The 12080-nt window shown below is 54.2% G+C and carries 8 protein-coding genes; 7 read left to right on the top strand and 1 reads right to left on the bottom strand.

Features of this window, described 5'->3' with window-relative positions:
* Positions 1–37: 37 nt before the first annotated feature.
* On the bottom strand, positions 38–1186 hold the full coding sequence (locus DSC91_RS11870) for a branched-chain amino acid ABC transporter substrate-binding protein (protein WP_115778347.1): 1149 nt from the start codon (positions 1184–1186) through the stop codon (positions 38–40).
* Positions 1187–2090: 904 nt separating this feature from the next.
* Here DSC91_RS11870 and DSC91_RS11865 point away from each other — a divergent pair.
* The 7 genes from DSC91_RS11865 (at position 2091) to DSC91_RS11835 (ending at position 11987) form a co-directional block, all read left to right on the top strand.
* On the top strand, positions 2091–2414 hold the full coding sequence (locus tag DSC91_RS11865; protein WP_229758371.1) for a hypothetical protein: 324 nt from the start codon (positions 2091–2093) through the stop codon (positions 2412–2414).
* Between the two features lie 913 nt (positions 2415–3327).
* Positions 3328–4854 carry a mannose-1-phosphate guanylyltransferase/mannose-6-phosphate isomerase gene (locus DSC91_RS11860; RefSeq protein ID WP_115778346.1) on the top strand — a complete coding sequence of 509 codons (1527 nt, stop codon included), beginning with the start codon at positions 3328–3330 and terminating at the stop codon, positions 4852–4854.
* Positions 4855–4901: 47 nt separating this feature from the next.
* Positions 4902–6281 (top strand): undecaprenyl-phosphate glucose phosphotransferase, encoded by a 1380-nt coding sequence (locus DSC91_RS11855; RefSeq protein ID WP_115778344.1) that lies wholly within the window; start codon positions 4902–4904, stop codon positions 6279–6281.
* 124 nt (positions 6282–6405) lie between these two features.
* A complete protein-coding gene (locus DSC91_RS11850) occupies positions 6406–7584 on the top strand; it encodes a polysaccharide biosynthesis/export family protein (RefSeq protein ID WP_229758372.1) in 1179 nt (392 codons plus the stop codon).
* Positions 7585–7720: 136 nt separating this feature from the next.
* Positions 7721–8158 (top strand): low molecular weight protein-tyrosine-phosphatase, encoded by a 438-nt coding sequence (locus DSC91_RS11845; RefSeq protein WP_115778340.1) that lies wholly within the window; start codon positions 7721–7723, stop codon positions 8156–8158.
* A gap of 68 nt (positions 8159–8226) precedes the next feature.
* Positions 8227–10452, top strand: coding sequence for a polysaccharide biosynthesis tyrosine autokinase (locus DSC91_RS11840; protein WP_115778338.1), 2226 nt, complete (start codon positions 8227–8229; stop codon positions 10450–10452).
* A 20-nt stretch (positions 10453–10472) separates the two neighbouring features.
* Positions 10473–11987 carry a flippase gene (locus tag DSC91_RS11835; RefSeq protein WP_115778336.1) on the top strand — a complete coding sequence of 505 codons (1515 nt, stop codon included), beginning with the start codon at positions 10473–10475 and terminating at the stop codon, positions 11985–11987.
* Positions 11988–12080 lie beyond the last annotated feature (93 nt).

The following is a 12080-nucleotide window of genomic DNA, read 5'->3' as shown; positions in this document are numbered from 1 at the left end:
TCGAATACGCCCGCTTCAACCACAACCGCTCACCAAGTCACTCGGCACTGATGGTCGTCACAGGTTCCCACCTGGCGCCTTTCACCTGATAGAGCGTCGATGTCGGATGTTTCAGGTCACCGTACGAATCGAATTCAATCTTTCCCGTGATGCCGTCGTACTGCATGGTTCGCAATGCGGGCATGAATACCTCGGGTTTTGCGGAATTCGTCTGTTTCATTGCGTTGATCGCCACCCATGCACAGTCATAGGCGAATGGCGCGTAAGTCAGTGTATCCGCGCCAAATCTCTTTTTGAATTTTTCCGCGAACGCTTTGCCTTGAGGAAGGGACTCGACAGGCCGCCCGTACTCCCACGCCATTGCGCCCTCGGCAGCATGGCCCGCCACGCCGAGGAAGATGCTGTCGGCAATGCCTCCGCTTCCCACGAACTGCGTCTTCATGCCGAGTTGACTCATTCGCCGGGTCAGGAGCGCGGCCTGGTTATCAAGGCCGGCAAAATACAGCAGGTCCGCGTTCGCCGCCTTGATATTCGTGAGCTGCGCATTGAATTCGACAGCCTTGTCGTTGGTGTATTCCGAGGCGACGATATGGCCGCCCGCGGCGACGACAGCTTTCTTGAATTCCTCCACGGCGCCCTGGCCAAATGCCGTGCGGTCGTCCATCACCGCAATGCGCTGCGCCCTGGTGACCGTTACCGCGTACTTTCCTGCATTGCCGGAGTTCTGTGCGTCGGTGGCGATAATACGAAAGACGTTCTTCAGCCCTTGCCTGGTGATGGCCGGGTTCGTGGCGGCGGGGTCGATCAACGGAATGCCGGCCCTGGCGAATATCGGCGACGAAGGCAAGGCGACTCCGGAGTTGTAGTAGCCCACCACGGCGACCACACCGTCGTCGACGAGTTTCTGGGCGACTTGCACACCGATGCGCGGGTCGCCCTGATCGTCGACGGAGTCCAGCTCGAAGCGCACCTCCTGTCCGCCCAGCTTCGTATGCTGGGCGTTGGCCTCTTCGACAGCGAGGCGAACACCGTTCTCGATGTCTTTTCCGTTGGCGGCTCCGGCGCCGGTCAGCGGAGCTGACACACCGATTTTGACGACCTGTTGTGCAAACGACTGGCTGCCTGCAAGCGACATGGCGACGGCAACCAGCCCGGCAGCGAAATAGTGTCTTGAGGTGTTGGGCATCGGTTTACTCCCGGATGTGACAAGAATCGGCGTGAGCGGGCAAGCACTGACAAAGCGATTCGATGGGCTATGTTTGGCGCATTCTGCCGCCACGCAGCGTGCCCTGAATGCGCGACGTTCTCGCTCGAAGCCATGATGGACGGTCTGGCATTGCAGCGTAGCAAGCCAAATTGAATCTTCCCGCTACATTTTCTGTGTACTTTCCCATACCTTTGGTAATGCGAGGCGCTTGTGTCGTGCTCGCTGAAAAAGGCATCGAGGAGGGGATGTTTGCGACGTCAGCAATGGCACTCGTTTGCCGGAATTGGCTAGGGCAGCAGGGGCCTGAGGTCAACCGTCAACGATTGCGCGCACGGAAGTTATATGGCTAGAAGGCGTCAAACTGGGAAGTTGTCTGGTTAACTATCGGTTGCGAGTAGATCAGTTCCAGGGCGTCTAGACGGGAAAACGGAATTTATTGGGTTGATTTTCCGGAAACCAATCGAGTTCTTCTTCAGATATCTTCAGCAGACGTCCTCTAGTAGCCGGAGCATCCATTGGTGTTCAACGCGGCATCGTGGTGGTGTTCATCAGAGACCGAGCTAGTTGAAACCTTGCATGCGACGCTGACGGCAGTTCGCGAAGTGCCAGATTGGCGGCACTAATTGGCTGGTCGTACTGCCCACCTTGGCGCGAAGAATGCCAGACGGGGTGGCGGATGTCGCCACGTCTCTGACGGTTTAGCGCAAAAATTCCGACTGTAGTGCTGTACAGCAAGCAACGATCTAAAGTCGATCACGCCAGACATGCTGCACCGGCCAATGCTTGGATCGCGGACGCACACCTTTCAGGAACGGGGTATGCCGGCAAGTCACATATGTCAGCCGACGAGGCGAAAGACGACGGATAAAGCCAAACGTTTGTCATGGAAATTGCTGCGTTGCACGGTAGGATCGAGACGTCAAAATTGTTAAATCAAGTGGCGAAATATATGGTAATCGCACTTTCGGTTCTTTCGAAATCTTGTTTCGGCTGGACGCTTGTCTATCTGATCTTCAGTTTGCTTTCCGCTTTGAAGGTCGGGAGGCGGCACTTCCAACCACTCATCTTTCTTGAGTTCCAGCCGCGTCGCGCGCGCGGCCATTGGGAAGTTGCAAGGGCTAAGTTGATGATGCGGATGCGGCTATGCACGATCTTCATAGTGCCGGTCGGCATTGCGTCTTTTATCGCGAGTGCGTTTATTTCGTAGATCTACCGCATCAGCCGCCATCGAGCATTGCCAACAGCGTCAATGAAGGTTTCGCCGGCACGGGGTTCGCCTGACGTCCCGCGAAGTCATAAAAACAACCACTTGAAATTACAGAAAGACAGTTGCAATTCTCAGGCCGCTTCCGGAGTAGCAATTGATCCGATCGTAGGGGCGCACCTCAGATACAGCCTTCGGCACCGGATGAAATCATGTCTGTTGTGGCGGCAGTAGACCAAAGAAATGGATTGAGTCAGCCAAATACATGGCGCAATTTGCCATGGTGGTTTGCCCATATTTTCCTGGGCCGGTACACCGTGTTGACCTAAATTGCGATGTTAACCGGCTGTTGTATGTGAGCGAAGCATGATGCATGAGACACACGAATAGCCTATTCAGACACGTCAGAAGCGAATGGGCTAAAACGCCAACATGTTGGCGTTTTCCGTCAGTCACATTACGTCAGAAGGCAGCCTATGTATGATGCACTGCAACTGAAGCCGAGGCGGTTCTTTTAAAGAAGAGAAGCGGCGGTAGTGCTTGAGATCTAAGCTATTGAAGATAATTTATTCCGGAACTCGAAAAAAGCGAGCAGCGTTCATTGTGAAGAGATGACGCACATCAGCAGATTTTTGAGAAAGCGCAATCCTTTATGGCCGGTGAGAGAAGTGCGAATCTCATGTCAGGTTAAAACTCCACGCCACTGCCGCGTGTGGTGGTAACCGGCGCCGGTCGTTAGTCGCGCCACTCAATTCACTTCGCATTTGTTTGAGGCAGACGTTGTAGCGTCGGTGGGCATGATTTTGGCGACTGTGTACGGCCCGTGATCGGGGGGCACGTCAGGCCGCCGACAATGTACTAGGAAATTAAAAGTGCCGCTTTTCCGATCCTGTTGAAATGTCGAATAGGAGTACATATGGGTTACACGTCGGTGAATGATGCGGAAGTTCGTGATAGCGATATCAAGATCGTTCCGACCGAAGAGAGGACCTCTGCAGCGGCCGTGCGACTCGTACCTGTTGTACTTGCGGGAGGAGCGGGTTCGCGACTGTGGCCCATGTCACGGGAACAATATCCCAAACAATTGATTGATCTGCTCGGACCGGATTCGCTACTTCAAGCTACCGTGGAACGAATGAATGGGTTCCATGCCGGTGGAAGGACGGTGAGTGCGCCGATCATCGTATGCGGCGACGAACACCGTTTCGTTACGTCGGAACAACTCCGCGCAAAAGGAATCGACGCACGCATCGTGGTTGAACCAGCGCGACGCGACACGGCACCGGCGCTGACGCTCGCCGCCGCTGCGGCGTGTTCGGATGGTGGCGACGCGATCATTGTTGCAATGCCGGCAGATCACGCGATCGAGAACCTCGCCGCTTTCCAGTCGACGATTGCGTTGGCGGCGCGGCATGCGCAGCGCGGCGCGATAGTGACACTGGGCGTACCGCCAACGCGTCCTGATACAGGCTTTGGTTACATCAAGCTTGGTTCTGACCTTAGCGGCGGTGCGCATCGTATTGCGCGATTCGTCGAAAAACCCGCAGCCGAATTGGCCACGCAGTATCTCGCATCGGGCCAGTACTGGTGGAATAGCGGGATATTCGTCGTGCGGGCGAGCGTATGGCTCGCCATGCTCAAGATCATGCAGCCGGCGATGCATGATGCGTGCTTGTTAGCCCACGCTCAAGGTACTTGCGACGGGCTGTATTTCCGCCCAGGCGCAGAGGCTTTCAAATCTTCCCCGTCGGACTCGATCGACTACGCGGTGATGGAACGTCTCGGATCGGACGAACGATTCGCGGAAGGCGTGGTGGTGTCGCTTGACGCAGGGTGGTCGGATCTTGGGTCCTGGGACGCGGTATGGGAAGCGCTCGACAAGGACGCGGACGGCAACGCCGCGCGCGGACGGGTTGTGTTCGAAGGGGCGACGTCCAGCTTCGCCCACTCGCAAGGGCGTCTCATTGCCTGCGTCGGCGTGACCAACGTGGTCGTTGTGGAGACCGACGATGCCGTGCTGGTCGCCGACCGCTCGCGCGTGCAGGAAGTAAAGAGCGTGGTCAGCCGGATGAGAGCGCTGCAAGCGCCTGAGGCCGATGCGCATCGAAAGGTACGGCGTCCATGGGGGTACTACGACTCAATCGACCATGGTGAGCGCTTTCAGGTAAAGCGGATCGTCGTGAATCCGGGCGGTCGTCTGTCATTGCAATTGCATCACCATCGCGCCGAGCACTGGATCGTGGTGAGCGGCACGGCGCTTGTCACACGCGGTGATGAGGAATTCATGCTCAGTGAGAATCAGTCTACGTTTATTCCGCTGGGCGTAACGCACCGTCTGGAGAACCCGGGCAAGTTGCCACTCGAACTCATCGAAGTGCAGTCCGGATCGTATCTCGGCGAAGACGACATCGTTCGTTTTGATGACACATACGGGCGCGCGTGACGCTTCGGCGGAGCACGCGGTCCACCTTCTGGCGGGGAAGTCGCAACATGCTCGGACTACAAGGCTTACTGATGCGGCTCGTAGACGTGATTCTCATCGTGGCAGGCGCACTGCTGGCGTCGCACATCCGCTTTGAGGACATTGCGCAGACGCGGGTGGACGGCGCATTCATTACGTTTTCGGTCGCACTCGCCCTAGTCTCATTCCCGGTGTTCGGTCTCTACGAATCGTGGCGTGGACGCTCTCTATTGCGTCTGACCGGTCAGTTGTCGCTGGTCTGGTTGCTGGTCCAGATGGGCGGTCTCGTGTTGATGTTCTCGGTGCATCGCACGGACATAGTCTCGCGGCTGTGGTTCATCTATTGGACTGCGACGAGCGCCGCTGCATTGATTGGGTCGCGATTGGTGCTGCATACGGTGCTGCGCAGCGTGCGTTACGCCGGTATGAACTTACGCAATGTCGCCGTAGTGGGTGGTGGCAGTCATTGCAAGGAAGTAGTGGGCAAGGTGCAGGCCTCTCCGGCGAGCGGCTTTCGTGCTTCGGCATTGTTCGAGGTGGGCGCCGGAGACATTTTCGCGTCAAAAGGCATTGCCGTATTCCAGGACTTCGAGAAGTTCGCCGAGCACGTCCGCAGGAGCGGCATTCAGGAACTCTGGCTGGCGTTGCCATTGTCGGAAGCGGAGACCATGGCCCGCTTTGTGAGCGAGTTCCGCGACGATCTCGTCAATATCCGTTTCATTCCGGACGTGCGCAGCATGGCATTGTTCGACGCAGGCGTGGTGGATCTGATTGGTGCCCCGGCGATCAGCCTGGTTGCGTCGCCGTTGCCAGCGCGCGCGATGGTGCAGAAAGAGATATTCGATCGTTTGTTTGCCGCGCTTGCGTTGCTGGCATTGACGCCGTTGTTGGTGGTTATTGCAATTGCGGTGAAGTGTTCGTCGCGCGGCCCGGTTTTCTTCAAGCAGTATCGGAAAGGGGCTGATGGGCAGGTGTTCCGGATCTATAAGTTCAGAACTATGCGGGCTCACGCCGAGAAGGCGGGTGTCGTGACGCAGGCCACTAAGGGTGATCCGCGTATCACGCGAGTCGGAGCGATTCTGCGTCGAACGAGCCTCGACGAGCTGCCACAGTTCTTTAACGTGCTCCGCGGTGAGATGTCGGTGGTTGGGCCACGGCCGCATGCGATTGAGCATGATGAACTCTACCAAAAGGTTGTCGATGGATATATCCATCGTTATCGGATAAAGCCAGGCATTACCGGTTGGGCACAAGTGAATGGGTTCCGGGGAGAGACCGATCGGATCGAGAAAATGCAGAAGCGTGTTGAACATGACCTGTACTACTTGTGCAACTGGTCGTTTGCGCTGGATTTGCGGATCGTTGCGGCAACCGTGGCCAAGGGGTTTATCAACCTCAACGCGTATTGACATAGGTTTGGATGGATTGGGCAGTGGTAATGCGCGTTCAAGGCGCCGACGTTGACTGCCCAGTACCCACGGAGATTCCCCTGCGCGGGGGATCACGGTATATGAGACGGAGTGGACGGTGCGGATGCTGAGAAGGACAAGTCAAGGGTTCAATGTTGGAATAGAGTATTTCGGACGGCATGCCCGTCGTGTACTGACGACAATGACGCTATGTTTTGTGACCACTGCCTGTGCGTTTGCGCCCGGTATGCGAATGAGCAAACCGGCGACGTTGCCAGCAACCAGCGGCGATGCGGAGACACCGTCGACGAATCTCCAGGTGCCAATCACAGATATCAACATTGCGTTGATCACCCAGATGCGTGACTCAGCGCGTGACACTGGGATGGGGGAATGGGCGGGGCTGTTTGACGATCCAAAGCCGTACACGCTCGGCCCCGGTGACGTGCTGCAAATTACGGTATGGGACCATCCTGAACTCGCTGCGGCGCTGGGAACGCAGCCGCAAGCATCGACCCGCTCAGCCGACCCGGGAGCAGGATTTGTCATAGATCAAGAGGGAAATCTCATATTTCCCTACGTCGGCACACTACACGTTGAAGGATTGCAGCCCAGCGAGGCGCTGAGATTGTTTTCAGAGAGGCTGTCAAAGGTATTCATCAAACCGCAGATAACGTTGCGGGTCGCATCGTTCCGTTCGAAGCAGGTCTATGTGGATGGCGAAGTGCGTACACCAGGCGCTCAGCCGATCAACGATATACCGATGACGGTGTACGAGGCGATCAACCGGTCGGGGGGATTTAATGCGACTGCCGACCAAAGCCGCTTGGTTTTAGTGCGAGGCGGACGTCAGTACCCAATAAACCTGCCGCAGATGCTCGCAAACGGACAGAACCCGTCGCGAATCCTTTTGAGGAACGGGGACCTATTACGCGTGATGTCCCGCGATGACAATGGGATATTTGTCATGGGTGAGGTGAACAAACCTGCGATGGCGGTCCCTATGAAAAATGGCCGGCTCTCGTTAAGTGATGCAATTTCTCAAGCTGGCAGTCTTAATACGACGAGCGCGGACGCTGCTCAACTTTATGTGATTCGAGGATCAAACGATACGACGCACCCGCAAGTGTTTCATCTTGATGCCCGGTCACCTGTTTCGATGGTCCTCGCAAATCAGTTCGAGCTGCAGCCGAAAGACGTCGTGTACGTCGATGGGAACGGATTGGTTCGCTTCAGCCGCATTTTGAGCCTGCTGTTGCCGGCGATTAATGCCGGTCTCACGGCCGCAGTTGTCACGAAATGATGGTTCAAACGGACATGAGACGTGTGCCGAAGTGCTCTGCGTGTGAAGCACAATTCGTTCTGGCCAGGAATGAGATCGTCTTTGTGACACATGGTCAGAAGGGTGCTCTCTTCAAATTGGAAGTGCTATAGCTGTGATGATTCGATCGATCCTCACCGTCTGCATCGGCAATATTTGTCGAAGCCCCATGGCAGAGGCGCTGATAAAAGAGCGCTTGCCAGATGTGGAAATAAATTCTGCCGGAATAGACGCATTAGTCGGTCGCTCCGCGGACAAGCTTGCCATCGAGTTGATGGGAGAACGCCGGATAAGTATTGGGGGGCATCGTGCACAACAACTCGTGGCTCCGTTCTGTACGACGGCTGACATGATCCTGGCGATGGACGATTCTCAGGTGGCATACATCGGAAAGCGTTATCCGACATGTCGGGGAAAGGTATTCAAGCTAGGAAAATTTAGTGATTTCGATATTAAGGATCCGTATGGCGGGACTCGAACAGACTTCGAGGTATGTCTGGACTCGATAGATCGTGGCGTGAATGAGTGGGTCGAGCGAATAAAGCTATTCAATTAAATTAATGAATACTGTGCTCGAGTGACGAATTTATCGATATAGATCTGTTTAATTTCGATCCACCTTCAATGAATAAAGACGCAGATATGATAAATAGTCCGGAAGCGGACGAGACGCTTGATTTCGTGAATATTCTCGATATATTCATCGAGAATAAATGGATGATTGCGATCGTAACAGCAATTTTTCTATTGTTAGGCGCAGCGTATGCGTTCGTGGCGACGCCTATCTATGAGACTGACATTTTAGTGCAAGTGGAAGACGGTCCAGACGCATCAGCAGCGAAGAGTCTTCTTGGCAATGTCTCCTCGCTGTTTGACGTCAAATCCTCGGCTGCGGCTGAGGGCCAGATACTCAACTCGCGCCTGGTCGTGACGCGTACGGTCGAGAATCTTCGATTGTATATCGAGGCGTATCCACGTCGCTTTCCTATGCTCGGAAAATGGGTCGCCAGTCGGAACTCGGGTCTGCACCATCCGGGAGTTTTCGGGATCGGTGGATTCGCGTGGGGGCAGGAGAGCATTGACGTCACTGTTTTTGACGTTCCACCGAAACTCGAAGGCAAGAAATTTCGGCTCAAAGTAGTCGACCCGATGCACTTCATTCTGTCAGGTGACGGTCTTACTCATGATTTCAAAGGCACGGTCGGGCAAGATGAGCGGACGGAATCGGAGGATGGGCCGATTGTGCTTCAAGTAAAGGCCCTCAATGGGAATGCGAATACAGAATTTGAGCTGATTCGGAAATCGAAGTTTAAAACTATTGAAGAATTCAGAAAGAACCTTGACGTTCAGGAACGAGTGAAGGAGTCGGGGGTACTTATCGCTAGCCTGCAGGGACCGGACCCCGTTGCCGTTAGCACTCAGCTCAACGAAATTGGGCATCAATACGTTCGGCAAAATGTAGAAAGAAAGTCGGAAGAGGCTGCGCAGTCGTTGGAATTTCTGAATACAGAATTGCCAGCGATAAAAACTCGTTTGGAGAACGCGCAACTGCGTTATACCCAAATGAGAGATCGTCGTGGGTCAGTCGACCTTACCGAGGAAGCAAAACTCGCGCTTACCCAGTCGGCCGACTATCAAACCCGTCTACTGCAGTTGAAGCAGGAAAAAGCGGAACTGGCAACTAGATTTGCGCCGTCTTATCCCGGCATCCAATCGCTGGATACCCAGATTGCTCAGCTCGAGAGCTATGGCGATCAGGTGACGAAACAGGTTAAGAGGCTGCCTGACGTGCAGCAGGATGTCGTTCGCACCATGTTGGATGTTCAAGTCAGCACAGATCTTTATACGTCGTTGCTCAACAATGCGGAACAATTGCAACTGATCAAGGCGGGCAAGGTTGGAAGTGTACGTCTGGTCGATACCGCCTCTGTACCGGAAGATCCAATCAAGCCCAAAAAGGCTGTGATCGTAGCGGCAGCGCTTTTTGCTGGACTGCTCACTAGTATCACTATCGCATTCGTCCGGAATTTGCTGTTTAAAGGTGTCGCGGACCCCAATGAAATCGAGCGACGCGTTGGTCTTAGCGTGTATGCAACCGTTCCGTTTAGCGCAGCGCAGCGGGAACTGGTGAAAAAGTTGAAGAGGAATGTCGGGGAAACGAGCCTTCTCACAACGGATCATCCAACGGAGCCGGCCATTGAAAGTCTGAGAAGTTTGAGAACGGCTTTTCAATTCTCGTTGCTGCAATCCAAGAATAACGTGGTCTTATTCACCGGGCCGGCGCCAGGAATCGGGAAATCGTTTATTAGCGCGAATTTCGGGGCAATACTCGCCGCATCCGGTAAAAAGGTTTTGGTGATCGACGGAGACATGCGAAAGGGACATTTGCATCAGTACTTCGGTATTCCGCGCGATACAGGACTTTCGGAATTGATATCCGGAGCTATTCCAATTGAAAAGGCAATCAATAAAAATGTTATCGAGAACCTCGATATGATTCCGACAGGGATCCTGCCTCCAAATCCCGCAGAGCTTCTGCTGAATGATCGGTTGACAGAGCTATTGAAGGTGTTTTCGAAGGATTACGATGTTGTGTTAATTGACTCGCCGCCGATTCTCGCTGCTGCCGATGCTTGTATCCTGGCCCCACTGGCTGGAATGATTTTTCTCGTTGCTCTGGCTAACGTTACCAGGATTGGGGAAATTTCGGAGTCGCTGAAACGCCTAACGTTGAATGGCGTCCAGTCGAATGGACTAGTGTTTAACGGAGTAAATCCAAACTCCGGAAAATATGGATATGGGTACAAATACGGCGCCTATCGTTACACTTCGTACGAATACGAAGCATAGGCATCGCATTCAAATGGGCCATGCGCGAACTAACAGAGCGCGCATGTCTCGCTTATTGGCATCAGCTCTTCATGGGATTCAGCGTGGTCACCAAAACACTGGGACGCGGAACTGTTTTTAATATATTGGGCGGAGTCATCCCAATTGCAGCGTCCGTGGCAACGATACCGTTTCTGTTGACGCACATCGGTCACGCGCGATTTGGCGTGATGGCGATTGTCTGGACGATAGTTGGCTATTTTGGTGTCTTTGACTTCGGCCTATCCAGAACGATGGCTAATCAGATTTCGAAGCTCCGTTCAGCGGACGAAGAGCTCTCGGTATTCTGGACGACAATATGGCTGAACTTCATATTCGGCATGGTGGGAGGGGCTCTTCTCTATGCCACCACGGGTGTGATCATGAGCCATTTTTTAAAGATGCCGGATTCACTGCAAGCTGAGGCGCTGAAAAGTCTTCCGTGGATTGCAGCTTCGGTGCCGGTCTGTACCTTAAGCGGTGTCTGCGTTGGCGCGCTGGATGGGAAGCAGCAATTCGGTATTGCAAATGTCCTGCAAGGGTTGGGCTCCGTGTTATTGCAGGTGGCACCGATGGTGAGTGCGATTATTATCGGGCCCGAATTAAGCGTGATAATCCCGGCCACCGTGATCGGCCGCGGGTTATCAGGGGCTTTTCTCGCAGTAGCGGCGATAAGAGCACTGAAAATACAGTCAATCAGATTAATTGAGTATAAACAAGTCCCAGTTTTGCTTGGATATAGCTCGTGGGTCGCTGTTACGGGTCTAGTAGGTCCAATATTGGAGACCTTCGATCGGATTGTCTTGGGCAAACTGGTCGGGGCCGGTGCGGTCGGTTATTACAGCGTACCGTTCAGTATCGCCGATAAACTCCGAATCTTCCCGCGGGCGGTGTGCAGGACGTTGTTTCCCGTACTGTCGACTCAGACACGTGGAGACGCAAAGATACTCGCAGCACGTGCGACGCGAGTTATCGCGCTTGCCATGACTGCTGCCATTGCACCGGGGATCCAACTTGTTGGACCGCTGCTCAGTATATGGGTTGGTGCGGATTTCGCCGCCGTCGCGACACCGATAGCACAGCTTCTACTAGTTGGTGTTTGGGCGAATGGCCTTGCGAATGTGCCATACACGTTGCTGCAAGCCCAAGGGAAGCCGGGAATCTTGGCAAGATTCCAAGTGCTCGAATTAGTGCCTTTCGTTATTCTTGTTTACGCTTTGATACATAAGTTTGGTCTGATCGGCGCGCCGTTGGCGTGGGCAATACGAGCAATACTGGACTCCATATTGTTTTTCGCGGTAGCGGGAATAGGTTTTTCCAACCTGGTGAGAACGCTTCCGTCCGCAATTCTGATCGCGTTGTCGTTGGCGTCCGGATTGTTGCTTAAGCCTACTATTTTTCAGTCGATTGTTATAGCGGCTGCATTTTCGGTTTGCTCAGCAGCTTGGTTGATCTACACGGAGCCTGTGATGGCGAAGAAGGCGTTCAAGCGGGTTGGATTAGCTGGCGGTCAATAGATTCGGACATCGCTCTACGCGGCACCGAAGTTAGTTATCAGGAAATGTGCTCTGTTCATGCGGATAGGCCACGCCGTTGTTAGGCTTGAAACA

It is taken from the genome of Paraburkholderia caffeinilytica, from assembly GCF_003368325.1.
Lineage (GTDB): Bacteria > Pseudomonadota > Gammaproteobacteria > Burkholderiales > Burkholderiaceae > Paraburkholderia > Paraburkholderia caffeinilytica.
This window is presented reverse-complemented; position numbering and strand designations above follow the sequence as displayed.